Below are 19,052 nucleotides of genomic sequence, written 5' to 3' on the forward strand. Positions count from 1 at the left end.
ATAAAACTCAAATATTCATAAACTCATTACAGTCATATCTAGGTAAAGATAGTCGCTTACAATCAAGATCGTTCTGTGTTATATCTCTACTTTCGACACTAAAAGAAAAATCAGTGTCAATATCATTTAGAATCCTATGTGTAAAATCATTAAATACATGATCTCCCCCATAAGGGTAGCAGAATGTATTAATCTCCTGCTTACCTAATGACCTAATAAATTGGTGAGTTTTACAAATCTCTTCGGTTTGAGAACTCTCGCTTAGAGAAGAGAGAACTTGGTGAGAAAATGTATGATTCCCGATGATCTGTCCGCTTTCAATAAATTCTTTCAAGTTCTCTTCTTTTATATAAAAATCCCAAAGTAGTTCTTTTTCATCAATACAATAATGAGAGAAAATTCGGTCTAATAATACAGTCTTCTCGATAGGAGACATATAATAATTAAGAATTCTTTTTATTTCTGTAATGTTACTGTCATTATTTTGCTTTAAATACGTTTTATCTAAGAAATGATTTTCATTGATATTCATACCGCCACACAGATTAATTATATCATCAAGCAACAGTTTAGAATCAAAATTTGCGATTAAGTAATGTACTCGATGAACATCAATAAGTCTTTTTTGTTCATACGGGTAAGATGATATATAAAAGATACCTGTAATCTTTCTTTTCACCAATTCTGGAAGAACAAAATCATAATGATCAGATAAGCCATCATCGAACGTTAAAATGACTTTGTTTTTAGTAGGCTTCTTACCCAAAGCAAGCTCTTGGAAGTCTTCCATACGGAAAATTCCATACTCTTTTTCAAAGAAGTCTAATTGTTTACAGAAGACATCAAAATCTAAATAGTTTCTAATTTTTAACTTAGGACTTTTATCTCTGACATAGTGATACATTATTGATTTCATGAGATTCCCTTTTGCTCCAGTATAGGTTTATCATCAGAGTGACATCTATTGTTGTTTTGAGGATTCTCAATAAAGTGCTCAATCCTTTTAGTAAACATTCTGTAATATTCAATTGTAGATTCGTGCGTGAAATCTTTGTTTTTATACACTAAATCTTGAGGAGAAGAAGGGATTTGTTCCAATTCTTCCAGAGAATCTAGTTTTAATACGATGTTGGCTAACACTGGTACCATATTTTTAATAAGTCGATTACCGACCACAACTGGGTGATCTACATCAAAATGAGAAGCTCGCATTTGGTGTATCACTTTTCCCGTATCGATACCTGTGTCAATATGCATAAAAGTGACACCACATAAATCTGGCTCATTATTAATAAATGGCCAGAAGTTTGTTCCACTCCCCTTGTAATAAGGAGAAAGTCCCAAATGAATATTAATAAACCTTCCTTTGAATGCATTGATTAAAGGTTCTTTGATGATTGAAGAACCATAGGAGACTATGCAATCAGGATTCAGAGCAATTATCTTGCTTATCACTCTTTCGGAGTTCACTTCTCCTTTTTCTACAAACTCTGCGTTGCTCTTGTCTTCAGAATAATTCACAAGATCTTCAAAAAAATCTTTTTCACTTTGTTCTCTGAACTTTAAGTGTGCTTGTTCTATGTCTGAGCCTGTTAAAGTAACTTTATTTTGAAGGACGTTATTATCCTCACAAATAGTAGACAGAATATTAATATTAGGCATCTGAGCAAGTTTAATTCTAAAATACTGGTGCCTTAATTGGTTACCAGTCAATACGACAACATTTTTCATATTTATTACTTCTCAAAATCTACAAAAACTTTCTGCTTTTCAGTTTCCCATAATGCATCATCGCATAGTGAAGCAGTGAAAAGGCTATCACTTTCGCCGCTCCCAAACTCATGGAATGCATCATATTTTTTGCCATACTCCTTATTTAAGCAAGAAAGTATCTCATCCGCATTATTTGGCAAGTTAGTAATCGAACGTGCAGTTGCACGGTTTTTTTGCCTAGTTCCTATATCCAATGATGGTATTCCATAAAATGGAGCTTCTCTTACACCAGCACTGGAGTTACCAATTACAACCTTTGAATATTTCAAGAGCGTTAAGAAGCACTCAAAACGTACACTTGGAAAAATTCGAATATTATCACGCCCGTCAAGACGCTTATATTCATTAATAATGACATCTGTTCCGTGATCGTTGTTCGGGTAGATCACCACAAAATTTCTATTCGATGCTATGACTGCATCGACTACACATTTTATGTTTTCAGCTAATGCATCTAATTCTGTTGTAACAGGGTGATACATCAAAACACCAAAGTCATTAAATGGGATCTCATAACGATCCAAAGCTTCTTCCAACGTTGGTAAACTTCCCGAAGACATAATGTCTAAGTCTGGAGAGCCAATTACATTAATTGACTTATCTGTCTCACCTAATTGAAGAAGCCGCTTCTTGGCTGTTTCATTGGAAACATAGTGTAAATGAGCCATCTTGCTTACCGCATGGCGAATAAGCTCATCGATAGTCCCAGAAACTTCACCACCTTCGATATGTGAAACAAGTATATTATTCAAACTACCTACAATCGCACCAGCCATGGCTTCGACACGATCACCGTGAACAACAATCATGTCAGGCTGCACTTCTTTAACGTAATCTGACAGTCCTGTGATTGTCTTCGCTAGTATTACGTCCATGGTGTCCGCAGCGTGCTGGTTGATGTATTTGTAGACATTTTTGTAACCCGATTTCTCAACTTCTTGTACTGTAAAGCCGTACTTATGAAGCATGTGCATACCGGTAACAAAAATATGCGCCTGAAAATCAGGCGCTGTTTCTACCATAGTAATGAGAGACTTGAGTTTGCCGTAATCTGCCCGTGTACCTGTTAAGAAAACTATCTTCTTCATTATTGAACATCCGACTTTTTAAGTTGGATATCTGCAACAATATCTACTTTAGCTTTCTTTCCAAGAAGGCTTTCATAATCATCGGCTAGAAAATCACCTGTTCCCGGACGCTTAACCCAAAGGTTGTCACGAGTGAATTCTTCTCCAGCTTCAATCTCTGCAATTGTAACAACACTCGCATACGCGAAGTCGATCGTTACTTGCTCTTCTTTTGCAGGTTCTTTCTTACCACCACGCATTTTTGCCATGCGTTTAGACTGAGCGATAAGTTCCGCGCACTCCGCTGCATCCATTGAACAGACGATATCTGGGCCAGGGCGATCTTTACTATCTGTGAAGTGACGCTCTAGTACAGAAGCACCCGCGGCGACAGCACCTAAGCATGCTAGGTTATCAATACTGTGGTCAGACAAACCAACAACGGCATCAGAGAAAGCTTCCTGAAGCTGCTCCATTGCACCAATGCGGATTAAGTGATCTGGTGTAGGATATAGGTTAGTCGTGTGAAGCAAACAGAACGGTGTTTGATGCTTTCTGAAGATATCTACGGCTTTTTGAATAGATGGAATGTCATTCATACCAGTGCTCAGAATAACAGGCTTTCCGTAGCTTGCAATTAGATCAAGAAGAGGGTAATTGTTACATTCACCAGAGCCAATTTTGTAAGCTGGCACATTCATTCTCTCAAGACGTTCTGCAGCAGCACGAGAAAAAGGCGTACTAATGAAGATGGCACCTTTAGACTCCACGTACTCTTTAAGCTTAGTTTCATCTTCTTCGTTTAGTGAGCAACGCTCCATAATTTCATAAATCGAGACATCTGCATTACCAGGAATTACATTTTTCGCTTCACCACTCATTTCGTCTTCTACTACGTGAGTTTGATGCTTGATGACTTCAGCGCCACCTTCAATAGCTGCATCAACCATTTCAAATGCGACTTTTAATGACCCTTCGTGGTTAATACCGATTTCTGCAATAACTAGTGGATCGTAATCTAAGCCTACTTTACGACCGGCAATTTCAAATACTGGGTTGCTCATTATTAAATCTCTTTATTTAAGTTCATGTACGGTTGCAATGATGATTCTCATAATACCAAAGAAAATCACCAACAATAAGGAGAACAAAGATATGTTGTAGAAAACTTCTGGATACTTGCTTTCTTGAGGTCGTTTAACCTCTTCGACTACAACTAAAAACTTAAGTTTTCGATATGCTTCTATCCTTGATTTTTCTAAAGATATCGTTGAAGAGGTGTAAGCAGATAGCGCCATTTCTAACTCTATCTTTAAATCTGAAAATTGACTCAATACCTCATTTATTGAATTGCTCTCAGTGCCATTTGTTAATCTCGATTTTTCTAACGCTAGCTGTGACTTTAATGCCTGAATTTCGTTATTCAGCATTAATACTTGTGGGGCATCTGAGGTCATCGTAGCTAACATAGCCTTCAATTCAGCATTTTTAATTGCGATTTGCCCTTCAATACCATATGCAATTTGACTCAAAGCCGAACCTTCTTTTTCGGGGTCTAACAGACGATGTTTAGTTTGAAAATCAATTAACTTCGCTTTTGTATTCTGCAAGCGTAATTCAGCACTTTTATGTTCTTTTTTTATAAAATCTAACTGAGCTTCCGCGAGTTGATGTCCTATATTATTAATGAACCACTCTGCTTTTTCAGCGATAGCGCGTGTAATTTCATAAGATGCTTGAGGAGTATACGCTTGAACAAAAACACTAATGACGGAAGATTTTTCATCGATTTCTACCCTTAACATACTGTTGTAGTAGCGGAGAAACTCTTCATTAGACGCATCTTTTGCAAGTCGGCTGAAAAAATCGTACTTAGCGCTCGAATAGTGCTCTTTAATGGACAACTTCTTCTCTAAATATGTCAGCATGTCATTTGAGAATATGTAGGCTTTGACTAATTGAGTGTCTTGATTTCCCGTCGGAACTCCTAAGCCACTCAACAAAGCCATGCTTGCATCCATAGTAGCCATACCATCGGGTTGCTGCACAATCAGTTGTGTTTTGCTTTCATATCTGGGAGAAGCCAGGATTATTTGATAAAAAGAGAATATAAGCGCAGGTAATACGACTAGTGAAATGAATAGGTTCGATTTTATTTTATTTAACAGTTCTTTCATTTTATTATCGACTTATTGCTGATTTCCACAAGGCGTGATAACAGCAAAGTGAAAAGAAGAAAATTACTAAAGTAGAAATATCTAAGTAGTTAATATTAACTCCTACGGTCCCGTAAGTTGGATAAGCATAATACCTAGTGTATTCAACAGCATGGAGAAGAGGATTCCATATCATATACTTCCACGCCTCTTGGGGAATGTCTCTTAAACTAAAAAACGCACCAGATATAAATAACAGAGGCCTAAGAGCTAAGGTTCTGACCTTATCGACCTCAGGGATATAACAGCGTGTTATTGCAAATAACATACCTATACTTGTCCCTAACAACCAAACTTGAAAAAAGGTGAACAAGATACCGATGGGATTATGTACAGCTAAATCAACCCTCATAAAATATGCAATGATTATAATCACTATCGCAACAAAGAAACGTGATAATAACTCAAAACCAGCAACAGCGATAATTGCACTTATTGGCTGAACCTGACGAAAAGCAAATAGTGCTTTATTGCTTTTTATAGCACCGGCTACTGAGCTTACTGTAGTAATAAAGAACTGAGTCAACAGTATACCATAGACCATAAAGAAAAAGGTTGGCATTGTGTGAGTTGTACCACCATCAACGTTGTTACGCATTAGTGTCAATATCATAATAAACGCAAGAGGTGACGCCACTGACCAACTAATTCCAAGCTTGTCGTTAAATTTACTACGAATTTCCCTTAAAAAAATGGCAAATATTACATCTTTCCAAACAGATAAAGTAGATCGTTTTTTTACTAATGCCATAATTAATCTAACAACTGCTTTAGTTTATTTTTTAACAATAATGGGCAATAGTCATAACCTGCACCAATTAATAAGTAGTTATCTTTTAACTTTTTTAAATAATTTTGACGCTCAATATCACACTGTTTTTTTTCAAGATTTATCATTTCTATTTGGCAATTTTCTAGAGCCAGTCCAAATTTGTACATTGATTCACCAATAACGAAAAGTGGTGTCTGAGATTTTAAGACTGTTACGATTGCACTAGAGTTAATAGTTATTACTAATTTTGACTCATTGATTAAGTCAACAAGATTACCATCAACAAAATAAGCACTATTCCCGAGCAGATAATCATTAAAGTCTAAGGGATGCTTTTTAATAGCAAGTTTCAACCCAAGTTCGCGACATTTTTCACAAGCCCGATCAATTACGTCTTGATTTGAATAAAAATCACTGTACATCAAAAATTGTGAGTCATGCTCAAGTTGTAGTAGAAACAATGCGCTATTTTCTTCAAGGCGCTCAATGGCTTTATTATTTTGATTATTATTTTTTAGTTTTCTAACCAAGCGTTTATAGTACTTTCTCACACTATATCCGTTATGCATATAACGGAGTACTGTTCTTCGTCCAAACCATCTTTCTAACGAAAAAGAAAGAATAAAAACGGCAAAAAACATCATAGATACCAAAGAATCATGGGTATTTCTAGGCAAGAATGAATTATTGTCGGCAGTGTCGATTTCTTTATTAAGCAAATTAATATTCGCTTTCGCATTTACACCTTTATTATCTATTACTGTAGTAAAAGGTCTCAATAGCCCTTGCTCTGTCACAAGGTAAGGTATTTTCAATTCATTACAAAGCAGTATCGCGATAGCATGATACCAACGGGTATCATTGTGCAAAATTACTAGGTCTATATTCTTTTCTGCGATAAACCCCTTTAACCCGATATAGAACTTAGCCATGTATTCAAGTTCTGATAATGACAAGCTTCTCAACTCCACCTTCTTTGCATAAGCGTGGTGATAGGTGGAAAGTGACTTAATTTTCATGATCAAGTCGTTATCAATTGGCTCTTTGATAGATGCAATTAAAGATGTTGCCAGACTCAGCTTAAAGGTGGGTAAATACACTTTTTTCGATAAACACGAAGTTATCGCAAACTTCCTTCTTGCGACGAGACTCGCCACTTTCTCGTGAAGTGGCGAGTACATTGGATCCAAGGATAAAAGGTTATATCTTTTTTCCATTTAGTCTATCACTACGTTAGCTGCCACAGCGATTTGGTAGATGATTTGTGTAATATCTTTTACTGCTTGCATGGTTTTCGTGTCAACTTTCGGCAGCACCAAAATTTGGTCCCCTTTTCGGATCGGTTTTGAACTATCAAATTCGACTAAACCATTTGCCCTAACAATAGCAATACGTTCATCTTCAGCCCTGTCTGTAAATCCACCAGCCCAGGCGACATAATCATCAATCGTTGCATTTGGATTGTAAACTACAGCTTGCGGCATTAATACTTCACCACCAATTTGGATCAAGTCTGTTTTATTTGGAATAACGACTTCATCTCCCTGCTCCAATAAGATATTTGCAACTCGACCGTCGTCAGAAACAATAACCTTACCAAGAGGCTGAATTTTACGAGCTCTTTCCGTAAATTGGAGAACCATTTCTGCTTCTTTTGCTCTTATCGCTGCCTCACCATCTGACGATGCGGGTGCAGTAAAAATACTCCGCTCTAGGCGATCAAGTGATTCGTCAATCATTTCTTTTTGCTTCTTAGCTACGCTATCTCGCAATACATAAATTGACTGATAATCAGCAAGTAATGGATCGATTGGAATGTTATTTAACAGATCATGTAATTTCGTGCTTTTTGTTACAGCAAAATAAGACGGACCTAAGTAACTACCGGAGACCTGAACATCTATAACTTGCGCATGCAAGTCATCATTAAAGATAACTTTGTCCCCATCTTGCAACTCAAACTTCTGAAATTCTTGATATGTGATATAACGAGAGAAAGGACCGTCAGCTCGATTCCCTACAATTCCAACATGAGATACTTTAGCAAGTGGTTTTGCATACGCTGCTAATTGTTCTCCAAACTCACTGGAATTCTCTAACTCGAAACGAAATGGATTGCGAGCGCCGCCAGAAACTGTAATAGCGGCTTTTTGTGGTGCTACTAAAATTACATCACCGTCTTTAAAGCTAATCTTCGGCATAACTCCGGATTGCATAAAATCATAAAGGTCAACGTTCGCTATGGTTTTACCATTGCGAAGAACTTGAATTTCACGATAACTGCCACGTTCAGAGTCAATACCTCCTGCACGTTTGAGAAAGTACAGAATAGAGTCGGAAGCCATTCCTGCATATTGGCCAGGTCGAATAACAGGCCCACTTAAAAATACGCTCACAGGAGTAGCCGTAAGAAGGTTTACGTACACATTGACGTTGGCAGTATATACCTGCTTAATCTTTTTTGTCACAAGCTGATTGATCTGACTAGCTTTAACTCCTAAGACGTTAATAGGCCCAACTTCTGGTATGAAGATGTTCCCTTGGTTATCCACTGTTACTACATTTGAATAACTCACAGCGCCCCATAACCAAATATTAATTTTATCTCCGGCTGCAATTAAGTAATTTTCACTCAAGCCATCTGTTCTTTCTGTCTCATATCCACCAGCAAAAATATTTGCCGCATAAGGAGGAGGTAACTCTTCTCCAGAAGAAGGAAGTAGCTGCCTTACATCCACTTCACCAGGCAAAAGAAGGTTATTTCTGTTCTCTTTATTAAATGAACCAGCAGAGAGTTTTTCGTTGGGAGGTGTTTGGGATTGGTTTAAAGTTCCATTGGAGGGAAATGGAGGATTAACTGCATTGAGGTCTAAAGTCTTACGATCAAGTGCGAAAGCTGAATTGATACAAGCAAAACTCGTAACAGCAACTAGCCATTGAGCTGCTTTATTTGTCATCTTCATCATTTTTTAAAGCTTTTTCTCTAGTTTATCTTTAACAAGCCCATTGACCCAATACCAAACATTTTTTGTATTGCTCTTATCTGACTTTATCGAGCACACTACATTAGAAGTGGAGTCAATGTTGACTTCTCGACAGTATAGGCCTAACGCAGAGAAGTAAATCGGCCCAACAGCAACATAATAATTTGGATGCGATATGGAAACCACTTCGGGTCTGTTCAAATCCTCCCAATATTGTTCAGGAACTTCCTCCATCATTTCAATCGAAGAGGACTCTTGCGTAACGAGTGGAAGATCAGCCTTAACGCGACGAGGTTCACTTGCACATGCACTTAGTACTGTAATAGATACTAGAGAGATAAAAATATGTTTATGTCTGAAAAGTAGATGTTTTTTCATTTTATGCACGCTACCGCCCTATGGTTAAACACGTTATCCATAACACGTATATATTCTTGGCAAATAAGATGCTTTGGGCACTCTATGTGTTGGGTAGACTATAAGCCCTTTCCCATCAAGTGAATCCCCCCTTTTTGTGCGTACTAGGGTACAAGATAACTCGCACTTTAGGCAAGTCTGCACCTGCAGATGAAGTAGACTCGATGTAACACAATTGAAATTTCCCAATTGATTAAGCACACGTGATTTTTTTGTAAAAAAACCAACAATTTCAAAAGTGAAACAAAACCTCTCTTTATAAGAAACTATTTACAGTCTGCCTAACTTTTAACTAGAATATGAGCTGAAACCCTAAAATAGAGTTTCAAACATCGATGTTTTTAACTAGTTAATACAAGGATTAATAATGAAGAACACAGCTCTAGCTATTCTTATGGCTCTAAGTGCATCAACTGCATTTGCAGCAGATACTGGTGCTGAAGCCGGTGCAAACGCGTCAGGCGCAGCAGCAGGTACAGCATCAACTACAGCGGTAGCTGTTGGTGCAGCAGCAGCAGTAACAGTAGTAGCTGTAGCAGCTAGCGACAGCGATGCTGGTACTGGCTCTACAGGTACTGGTGGTTCTGGTTCTGGTTCAGCTGAATAATTGTCAGCAACCACATAATAACCCTTGGCATTAATGCCAAGGGTTATTTTTTCCTATCAAAGAAATCCAAACTCTCATGATGAAAAATGCTCTAGTTTTCTTGCTTACTATGGTAACAACGGCTTGCACCCAAAGCTTCCAAAATATTAATGCCACCCTAGAAGAAGCGATATGGGGGTTTGAAGATGTTAATCTGAGCAAAGAAGAAATCAAACGCCTGCCCTATGCCAGCGCATATGTAAGAATAAATGACGGACAGCAGATTTTTATGGTTTTAGGTTATGCGGATCAATCTTCTTTTAAACAACCTGTATTGAAGTGGATCTCTGCAGACAATGCGATGATTGCCACCATAAATGGACGAGTTGTAAAAACCCTTAACCTACCGGAGGCTAACTTAGCTTCTGTTAATTTTGAAGCTGACACGCTTCCAAGATTTATGCCTAGTGTTTGGCAAGCCACCTATGACTGGCAGGAACAATACCGTTATGGGTTTCAAGCTAACGGCGTCATTGAAGCAGTTGGTACTGAAACCATTACAACGCCAATATGGCATCAACATACGACGATTTGGCAAGAAAATGTAAAGTTTGACGGCATTAACTCTGCCATCAACAATACATTTTGGGTCAACGATTCTGGTCAAGTAATCAAATCTATACAGTACATTGGGCCAGATATGACCAAAGTAGAAATACAATTCTTGAAATTTTTCTCGGAGTAACCCTTGTGACTAAGTCTTTGTTCTCGAGAGTAATCTTATTACTTCCCCTTTTTCTTATTTCTATTCAATTACATGCGTCAAATAAACTAGAAGTGTTAGTTGATAATTTTAATTTAACCTATGACGAGCCTACGCGTCTCCAGCAAGTATTATCAGACTCATCAATTTATCTTCCCAAAGAGAGCACTCCTCTAACGATAAAATTATACCGTAATGGCAATGGCAATTTAGACAAGTTAAAAGAACAAGTTATTGCTCAGTTGAATAAATCAAAGAGTATCAACGGTGATCTAGGGAATATCAAAACACTTATCACCATGATAGAAGAGCTGCACTATCAAACTCGTATATTGAATACGTTGGACATAGACTTAGTCAGGCTAGATATCAAGAACAACCCCCTTCTTGAGGGTAAATTTGAGATCGTGGCAACAAAACGCCCTACGAAAGTATCTGTAGTGGGTTTGGTCACTGAACCGATTGATGTTCTTCACTCTCCTTTCTATGAAGTATCTGATTACCTACAGCAAACAAAGATCAGTGAAGGAGGTAACAATAGTTTTGCATGGGTTATCTTCCCAGATGGCAAGGTGAAAAAAAGTGGTTTCGCTTACTGGAATAATGAGCATACAACAGTTCCTCCTGGCTCAACGATTTTCGTCGGTTTGGATGATGATAATGAAAATTCAATAAAGCTAGAGCAAGCAATTATAACCTTGCTAATTTCTAAGAAAGGTTAAATATGAATAGTAAGATTCGACCAATCAATTACACCTTGTTGGCGCTTAGCTCGGTCACGTTTAGTTTTTCTGCTACAGCATCTCCTGAAGAGTTTCAAGTTGTTACGTTACGCCCTTCCCAGTCTGATTTCGGAGGAGTTGGATTAATGCAAATGCCAACTGCTCGCATGGCGCCTGAGGGAGAGTTTAACATTGGCGTAAATATCAATAATGAATACCATCATTACTACACGTCTTTACAGCTATTACCATGGTTTGAAACCACTATTCGCTATACCCGTATGCCAGATACTATTTTTAGTGACAACCCTGACTACAGCAACGACAACGTTTATACCGACAAAGGCATCGATTTTAAAATTCGATTACTTGAAGAGAGCTACTGGCTACCAGAAACCTCTGTCGGCATACGCGATTTTGGTGGCAGTGGTAAGTTCGATGGTGAATTTTTAGCAGCAACAAAGAACTTTGGTAATTTTGACCTCACACTTGGTATTGGCTGGGGTTACATAGGACAAAGCGGAAACATTTCGAACCCATTCTGCAAGGTGAGTGATAAGTTTTGCGATCGTTATGGCGATTACGAAGATGGCGAACCTCCTCGGAAGGGAGAAGGCGGTGCGGTTGATTTTGAGCGTTGGTTCAAAGGCCCTGCAGCGTTGTATGGTGGCATCGAATATCAAACTCCTTATCAACCTTTAAGACTAAAGTTAGAGTACGATGCAAATGATTACAGTGAAGACTTTCCTGCATCTGATAGCCCCAAAGTCCCCAACCCTAAGGATATGACACAACATACACCATGGAACTTCGGTGTACTATATCAATTAGGTAATTGGGGAGACCTAAAACTAAGTTACCAAAGAGGCGATACGCTAACCTTTGGTATGAACTTATATACAAACTTCAATGAGCTAAAGGCGACATGGCGCGACGAACCTAAACAAACTCCTATCAATCGCCCGACGTCAAAAGAACTTGATGATACGGACTGGAGTTCAGTGTCAGAAGATCTGAAATCTAACGCCGGCTATAAGAGAAACTCGATCACAGTAAATAATGATGTGTTGATTGTACAAGGTGAACAAACTAAATATAGAGATCGAGAAGAGGCGCTAGACAGAACGGCAGCAATCTTAAACAACAACACACCAAATGACATTAACGAGTTTAAAGTTGTAGAAACACTCAAAGGAGTTCCCATTACAGAAACTGTTATTGATAGGGAGAAGTATATCAAGGTAACCAATAATGAATACATTGGTGCTGATGTTACTGACGCACTATCAGCGCAGTCGCTGTCAAAAGAGAGTGGCAAGACTCTTGCCGAATCAGATGATAGATTGCGTTACGGTCTAGCTCCTGAGCTAAAACAATCTCTCGGTGGACCAGAGTCATTTTACTTCTTTAACTTTGGTGTAAGTGCTCATGCAAATTACTGGTTGACAAACAACTTAGAAGCAAGCGGCTCTATTTATTTCAATATTGCAGATAATTACGACAAGTTTAACTATATCGAGAAAGATCCACACGTGAATAACTTTGCAGTACCTCGCGTTAGAACCATGGTCCGTGCGTACATTCATGACAACCCTGTGCGTATGAATAATTTGCAATTAACTTGGTTCGAGCAACCATTCAATGACGTATACACTCAAGTATATGGTGGTTACTTAGAAATGATGTTCGCGGGTGTTGGTTCTGAGGTTCTGTATAGACCAACTGGCTCCAACTGGGCTATCGGGGCAGACTTCAATTTGATTAGTCAAAGGGATCCTGATAGCTGGTTTGCAACTTATGATGATGAGTTCTTCTATTATGATGGTTACGACTCTACGAACTGCAATCCAGGCAAAGTATCTTGCCAAGCCTACGTGTTAGATAAGGGCACAACAGGCCAAGTGACAGGCTACTACATGCCCGAGTGGGATTGGCTACCTGGTTCTTTGCTCAAAGTAAGTGCAGGTAAATTCTTAGCGGGCGATATTGGTGCTAGATTTGAGTTTGCAAAACAATTCAAATCCGGTGTAACGGTTGGTGCATACGCCACATTTACAGATCTCACTCCTGAAGAGTACGGTGAAGGCAGCTACAATAAAGGTTTCTATATTTCGATACCATTTGACATCATGACGGTCAAGCCTAGCACTAGCCACGCTGTTATTGGCTGGCAACCACTAACACGAGATGGTGGACAAACATTAGATCGCAAATACAACTTATTTGGCGTTACCGATGGGCGTTACCCTTGGTTCCAACGCCCAAGTGGGGTAAAATAACGTATTGATAAGGAGGCCTCATGCCTCCTTTTTATATATCTTATCCCCCTAGCACCTAAACGCTTAACTCTGCTAAACTTCCCGAGAACATTTTAATCTATGGTGGAAGTCTTATGATCATCGTAACTGGTGGTGCTGGCATGATCGGCAGCAACATTGTTAAAGCTCTGAACGAAGCAGGTATTAACGATATTCTGGTTGTCGACAACCTAAAAAATGGCAAGAAGTTTAAAAACTTAGTTGATCTTGATATCACAGACTACATGGATCGTGATGACTTTCTGACCCAAATCATGGCGGGTGATGACTTCGGCCCTATCGAAGCTATCTTCCATGAAGGTGCTTGTTCTGCTACGACTGAATGGGATGGCAAGTACATGATGCTAAATAACTATGAGTATTCAAAAGAATTACTTCATTACTGTCTAGATCGTGAAATTCCATTCCTTTACGCGTCATCAGCTGCGACATACGGTGAGACAGAAACGTTTGTTGAAGAGCGTGAATACGAAGGAGCACTAAACGTATACGGTTATTCAAAACAGCAGTTTGATAACTATGTACGCCGTCTATGGCAAGACGCTGAAGAACATGGTGAACAGCTTTCTCAGATCACAGGTTTCCGTTACTTCAATGTTTACGGCCCGCGCGAAGACCATAAAGGCAGCATGGCTTCAGTAGCGTTTCATTTGAACAACCAGATCAACGCTGGCGAAAACCCTAAATTGTTTGCTGGTAGTGAATCTTTCAAGCGTGACTTTATCTACGTTGGTGACGTGAGCAAAGTGAACCTATGGTTCTTAGAAAGTGGTGTTTCAGGCATTTTTAACTGTGGCACCGGCAATGCGGAATCATTCGAAGAAGTGGCAAAAGCAGTGATCAAACATCACAGCAAAGGGGAAATCCAAACCATTCCATTTCCTGAACACCTAAAAGGTGCTTACCAAGAGTTCACTCAAGCTGACCTTACTAAGCTTCGTGCTGCTGGCTGCGATGTAGAATTCAAGACGGTAGCAGAGGGGGTTGCTGAATACCTTGCGATTCAGAATCGTTAATACCTGTCAAAGGTGGTAGTGAAGTCTCTGCCACCTTTACTCTGATACGTTTACGAGAATCATTTCTAAACATCTCCAGTTATCTCTTCCGAAAATAGGTGCTTACAACCGCATGACTGTTCAACGTGATGATTTCGACCCAAAAGCTTATAACCCTGAATTTGAGCGTCACTTTCTTGCGCCTAAATATTGGGGAACTTGGCTCGGTGCTCTACTATCGATGCCGTTGGCACTGCTTCCACTAGGAGTGCAAAAATGGCTAGCCAAAGCAATTGCAAAAAAATTGGCTAAATCACACAAAGGCCCAGCCCACCGAGCTCGCGTTAACTTTGAGCTGTGTTTCCCAGACAAAACCTTTGAAGAGCGTGAAGCGCTCATCGAACAAACGCTTTACACAGCCGCTTTATTCTTTTTCCGCTTTAGCCTACTTACCTTACGTCCTCCAAAGTGGTTGCAGCAACGCTGCCAAATTCGCGGTTTAGATATTTTGCAGAAGCATATCGAAAATGATGAAAAAGTCATTTTGATGGTACCGCACTCATGGGCGATCGACATTCCAGCTATTTTGTTGGCCTCTATGGGAATGCCGGTTTCTGCAATGGCTAAAAAGCAGAAAAATGAAGTCGGCGATTGGTTGATGCACAAGCAGAGAGTTCAGTATGGCGGTCGAGTTTATGAACGCTCTGGTGGTATAAAGCCTTTCTTAAAGTCTATTCGAGATGGCTATATTGGTTACTACTTACCAGACCAAGACCACGGCCCAGAGCACAGTGTGTTCGTGGACTTTTTTGCCACCCGAAAAGCAACCCTTCCCGGCCTTGGAAAAATTGCAAAACTATCACGCTCTAAAGTGCTCCCTATGTTTGCTTCTATGAATACAGAAGATGGGTCGTTCGATATCGAAATTTTGCCAGCATTTGAGCTAGACAAAGGTGAAGAGCAAGATGCACGCACTTCGAATGAAGCGATTGAGTACTTTGTTTCCACTAAGCCTGAGCAATATATGTGGGTGTTACAGCTATTACACTCTCAAGAAGATGGCAATAACTATTACAATATCTTCAAGCCGAGATATGACACTGACTGGCAAGTAGAAAAATGAAAAAGATCTTAATTATCGGCCCATCTTGGGTTGGCGATATGGTGATGTCACAATCACTGTACATCGTTTTAAAGCAACAACATCCAGAAAGCCAAATTGATGTGATTGCTCCAGGCTGGTGTAAACCGATCCTCGAGCGTATGCCTGAAATCCATCAAGCAATTGAGATGCCTCTTGGCCATGGTGAGTTCAATCTTCTTGGCCGAAGAGAGATTGGTAAGTCACTGCGTGAAAAGCAATACGATCATGCTTACGTACTGCCAAACTCAGCTAAGTCTGCTTTGATACCTTGGTTTGCAAACATCCCACAGCGTACGGGCTGGAAAGGAGAAATGCGTTATGGGCTACTCAATGACCTTCGCCCTAACAAAAAGTCTTTTCAATACATGGTAGAGCGTTATGTCGCTTTAGCCAACCCAAAGGTTGAAATGTTGGATTCGTCCTCCTTGGGAGGCTTAGAGACACTTCCTAGACCTAGCTTGTCTATCGATAAAAAGGCTCAACAAGAGGCGCTTAACAAATTCTCACTCAAGCAAACACTTCCTGTCACGGGCCTGTGTCCAGGTGCCGAATTTGGCCCTGCTAAAAAGTGGCCAGAAACACATTACGCAGAAGTCGCTATTCAAATGGCGACTGGCGGCCATCAAGTCTGGCTATTTGGTTCTCAGAAGGACCTTGATACCTGTAATAACATTAAGCAGCTCGTGCCGGCTGAGCTTCAACAGAGAATTCACGTTCTCGCAGGTCAAACCAGCTTGATTGAAGCAGTAGATCTACTGGCAGCCTGCCAAACTGTCGTAGCCAATGACTCTGGTCTTATGCACGTAGCGGCATCTGTTGGCTGCAATGTTGTTGCAGTCTACGGTTCAACCTCACCAAAATACACACCACCGCTTGCGGAAAAGGTAGAAATTGTTCACACCGATATTGACTGCCGCCCTTGCTTTAAACGTGAATGTCAATTTAAGCACCTCAAGTGTTTAACTGAACTATCCCCAAAGCAAGTGCTAGACAGCATTCAAAAACTTGAAGCAATCACTGTAAACTCATGCTAATTCGTATTCTTTATACTTTATTACTCGCTCTTGCGTCCCCTTTCCTATTGTTTGGTTTGTATAAAAGCAAACCAAACAAGCCCAAGTTTGGTCAACGATGGAGAGAGCATTTTGGTGTTACACCAAAGCTAGAGGCAACTGAGCGCCCCATTTGGATTCATGCGGTTTCAGTAGGCGAAAGCATCGCCGCTACCCCCCTAATTAAAGAGTTGAAAAAGCAAAACCCAGCTCTACCTATTTTGGTCACCACCACAACCAGCACTGGTGCGGAACAAATTGCTAAGTTAGGCGGGTTAGTTGAACACCGCTATATGCCTATCGATTTTGGCTTTGCGGTGAAAGGCTTTCTTAAAGCAATACGACCAAAGCAAATGTTGGTCATAGAAACTGAGCTTTGGCCAAACACTCTTCGTACTGTCCATGACTCAGAAATACCGATTACTATTGTTAACGCTCGCCTTTCTGAAAAGTCATGTAAGAACTACGCAAAAGTGCAGCTTCTATTTGACCTATTAGCTCCTTGCTTGGATAAAGTACTTTGTCAGACGGAGTCTGATGCGGAACGTTTCGAACGCTTAGGCATTGAAAAGAAAAAGCTTTTTGTTACTGGCTCGATAAAGTTTGATATTCAGATATCCGAGGAAGTAAAAGAGAAAGGAAAAGCGCTACGGACTGAACTTGGGATAAAGCGACCAATTTGGATTGCTGCCAGTACTCATAAAGGTGAGGATGAGCAAGTGTTAGAAGCTCATAAGAAAATCTTAGAATCTCACCCGAACGCACTTTTAATCCTTGTTCCACGCCACCCGGAGCGATTCGATAATGTATTTGAGCTATGTCAAAAGCTAGGTTTTGAAGCCGCTCGACGCACAAGTCAAACAGAAGTAACGGAGTCGACCCAAGTTTACCTTGGAGACACCATGGGTGAAATGTTGGTCTTGATGGGCGCTGCGGATATCTGCTTTATGGGCGGTAGTTTAGTTGGTGATAAAGTTGGTGGGCACAATGTTTTGGAGCCAGCGGCTTTGGATGTTCCAACCATTACTGGTCCGAGCTACTTTAACTTCGAGGAGATTGCACATGAACTTATTGGCAGCTCTCAACTCACAGTTGTCAATGACGGTATAGAGCTTGCTGAACACATTCGAAAGTACTACAAATCTCCGACCAAGCCTGAAGATAAAAAAAGCAACTTTCAAAGTAAAGGCAGCTTAGAAAAAGTGATAGGACTCCTTGCATCATGACCATACCTTTTGATCAAAGTATTATATATGTTGAATCTCCATTACAGATCTTATCTGCACTTGAATACTGTAATGAATACAAAGAAAAGCCTATTTTTATCGTTAACTTTGGCAACAAAAAAAGAGTCAAGAATAAAGAGCAAATGCTCAATCTTTTAGAGAAAATCCCAGCTAATAGAAAGCTAGTGTACAAACACTTTAGAAACTCTCTAATCAGCGATATATATTCATTTTTCTTTATGATAAAAATGAGAAGAATGCCGATATCAAAACGATTTATTATTGGTGACTTCCGTAGCAAAGTTGCTTGTAATTTGTTTCTAGCTAATCGAGCCAAAGAGCGCGTTTATATGGACGATGGTGCGGCTACGATTGTCACCCAACTGGACTATATACAAAAAGGGATTTATGCTCCAAAGCTAAGAAGTAAACGTCAGAAGGTATTCCAACGTTTTTATGACTTTGTTTTCAATTTCAAATATTCTGAGCTAAAGTGCCCTAATTTGTATTCGTTTTTCGCAGGAGAGGGGTTACTGAGACTTGGCCAAAAAAACTTAAGAAAGCCCAAACCACTTATCAGCAAAGAAAAACTCAACAACACTTGCTTCTTCTTCGGCTCTAAGTACTCAGAATCCCGAATAATGCTTCTTGAAGACGAAATAGAATCTTTACGCCGAATAAATGAATATTACCAACACAAAAATATTGATTTCTTTTACATTCCACACAGAGACGAATCCAAAGAAAAGCTTTCTATAATAAGAGACTTAAACATAAAAATAAAAGATCTTGGTGTCCCTGCTGAAACATATTTTAGTAACACAGAAAAAATTCCGAGCCATATTGCAGCCTGCTGGAGTACTGTTATATACAGTATAGGAAAAGCATATGAACTAGAAAGTGTCATTTCTTTCAATATTCTTAGCAAGATGAAAGAAGGTACGACTCGCGAGAGAGCTCATACCATATATAATTTTTATCAACAAAGCGGTATAGATCTAATTAAACCATAATAAA

At 39.5% G+C, this 19,052-nt stretch carries 18 protein-coding genes; 9 read left to right on the forward strand and 9 right to left on the reverse strand.

Annotation, left to right across the window (positions count from 1 at the left end; genetic code table 11):
• Nucleotides 1–7 precede the first annotated feature (7 nt).
• From A9237_RS07140 to A9237_RS07180, 9 genes are read right to left on the reverse strand one after another with little or no spacing between them, the layout of a single operon-like run.
• A complete protein-coding gene (locus A9237_RS07140) occupies nt 8–916 on the reverse strand; it encodes a polysaccharide deacetylase family protein (protein ID WP_078607932.1) in 909 nt (302 codons plus the stop codon).
• Complete coding sequence (locus tag A9237_RS07145; protein WP_078607933.1) at nt 913–1,731, reverse strand: formyltransferase family protein; 819 nt, start codon at nt 1,729–1,731, stop codon at nt 913–915. Before A9237_RS07145 ends, A9237_RS07140 begins: the two co-directional genes overlap by 4 nt.
• Nucleotides 1,732–1,736: 5 nt before the next feature.
• Nucleotides 1,737–2,861, reverse strand: a complete 1,125-nt coding sequence (gene neuC, locus A9237_RS07150; RefSeq protein WP_153303213.1) for a UDP-N-acetylglucosamine 2-epimerase — start codon at nt 2,859–2,861, stop codon at nt 1,737–1,739.
• On the reverse strand, nt 2,861–3,904 hold the full coding sequence (locus tag A9237_RS07155) for an N-acetylneuraminate synthase family protein (RefSeq protein ID WP_078607935.1): 1,044 nt from the start codon (nt 3,902–3,904) through the stop codon (nt 2,861–2,863). The genes neuC and A9237_RS07155 overlap by 1 nt, the downstream gene beginning before the upstream one ends.
• A gap of 12 nt (nt 3,905–3,916) precedes the next feature.
• The gene (locus A9237_RS07160; RefSeq protein WP_078607936.1) at nt 3,917–5,017 is read right to left on the reverse strand and encodes a KpsE/RkpR family capsule polysaccharide export protein; all 1,101 of its coding nucleotides are present in this window, start codon (nt 5,015–5,017) and stop codon (nt 3,917–3,919) included.
• Nucleotides 5,018–5,021: 4 nt separating this feature from the next.
• Complete coding sequence (locus tag A9237_RS07165) at nt 5,022–5,807, reverse strand: ABC transporter permease (RefSeq protein WP_078607937.1); 786 nt, start codon at nt 5,805–5,807, stop codon at nt 5,022–5,024.
• Between the two features lie 2 nt (nt 5,808–5,809).
• Nucleotides 5,810–7,045, reverse strand: coding sequence for a capsular polysaccharide export protein, LipB/KpsS family (locus tag A9237_RS07170; protein ID WP_078607938.1), 1,236 nt, complete (start codon nt 7,043–7,045; stop codon nt 5,810–5,812).
• Nucleotides 7,046–8,794 carry a polysaccharide biosynthesis/export family protein gene (locus tag A9237_RS07175; protein ID WP_078607939.1) on the reverse strand — a complete coding sequence of 583 codons (1,749 nt, stop codon included), beginning with the start codon at nt 8,792–8,794 and terminating at the stop codon, nt 7,046–7,048. It abuts the gene before it with no gap.
• Nucleotides 8,795–8,797: 3 nt separating this feature from the next.
• Nucleotides 8,798–9,190, reverse strand: a complete 393-nt coding sequence (locus A9237_RS07180; protein ID WP_078607940.1) for a hypothetical protein — start codon at nt 9,188–9,190, stop codon at nt 8,798–8,800.
• Nucleotides 9,191–9,596: 406 nt separating this feature from the next.
• Here A9237_RS07180 and A9237_RS07185 point away from each other — a divergent pair, with 406 nt between their 5' ends.
• The 9 genes from A9237_RS07185 to A9237_RS07225 all read left to right on the forward strand — a co-directional run bounded on the left by A9237_RS07185 (nt 9,597) and on the right by A9237_RS07225 (nt 19,048).
• A complete protein-coding gene (locus tag A9237_RS07185; RefSeq protein ID WP_078607941.1) occupies nt 9,597–9,836 on the forward strand; it encodes a hypothetical protein in 240 nt (79 codons plus the stop codon).
• Nucleotides 9,837–9,912: 76 nt separating this feature from the next.
• A complete protein-coding gene (locus A9237_RS07190) occupies nt 9,913–10,560 on the forward strand; it encodes a YjbF family lipoprotein (RefSeq protein WP_078607942.1) in 648 nt (215 codons plus the stop codon).
• Nucleotides 10,561–10,565: 5 nt separating this feature from the next.
• On the forward strand, nt 10,566–11,300 hold the full coding sequence (locus tag A9237_RS07195) for a capsule biosynthesis GfcC family protein (protein WP_167371681.1): 735 nt from the start codon (nt 10,566–10,568) through the stop codon (nt 11,298–11,300).
• 2 nt (nt 11,301–11,302) lie between these two features.
• Complete coding sequence (locus tag A9237_RS07200; protein WP_078607944.1) at nt 11,303–13,579, forward strand: YjbH domain-containing protein; 2,277 nt, start codon at nt 11,303–11,305, stop codon at nt 13,577–13,579.
• Nucleotides 13,580–13,692: 113 nt separating this feature from the next.
• Nucleotides 13,693–14,634, forward strand: a complete 942-nt coding sequence (rfaD, locus tag A9237_RS07205; RefSeq protein ID WP_078607945.1) for an ADP-glyceromanno-heptose 6-epimerase — start codon at nt 13,693–13,695, stop codon at nt 14,632–14,634.
• A gap of 112 nt (nt 14,635–14,746) precedes the next feature.
• The gene (gene lpxM / locus A9237_RS07210) at nt 14,747–15,736 is read left to right on the forward strand and encodes a lauroyl-Kdo(2)-lipid IV(A) myristoyltransferase (RefSeq protein WP_078607946.1); all 990 of its coding nucleotides are present in this window, start codon (nt 14,747–14,749) and stop codon (nt 15,734–15,736) included.
• On the forward strand, nt 15,733–16,791 hold the full coding sequence (gene waaF / locus A9237_RS07215) for a lipopolysaccharide heptosyltransferase II (RefSeq protein ID WP_078607947.1): 1,059 nt from the start codon (nt 15,733–15,735) through the stop codon (nt 16,789–16,791). Before lpxM ends, waaF begins: the two co-directional genes overlap by 4 nt.
• Nucleotides 16,785–18,035, forward strand: a complete 1,251-nt coding sequence (waaA, locus tag A9237_RS07220; protein WP_078607948.1) for a lipid IV(A) 3-deoxy-D-manno-octulosonic acid transferase — start codon at nt 16,785–16,787, stop codon at nt 18,033–18,035. The genes waaF and waaA overlap by 7 nt, the downstream gene beginning before the upstream one ends.
• Nucleotides 18,032–19,048: a polysialyltransferase family glycosyltransferase gene (locus A9237_RS07225; protein WP_078607949.1), complete on the forward strand. Its 1,017-nt coding sequence runs from the start codon at nt 18,032–18,034 to the stop codon at nt 19,046–19,048. The genes waaA and A9237_RS07225 overlap by 4 nt, the downstream gene beginning before the upstream one ends.
• Nucleotides 19,049–19,052 lie beyond the last annotated feature (4 nt).

The sequence above is a fragment of the Vibrio owensii genome (assembly GCF_002021755.1).
GTDB lineage: Bacteria > Pseudomonadota > Gammaproteobacteria > Enterobacterales > Vibrionaceae > Vibrio > Vibrio owensii.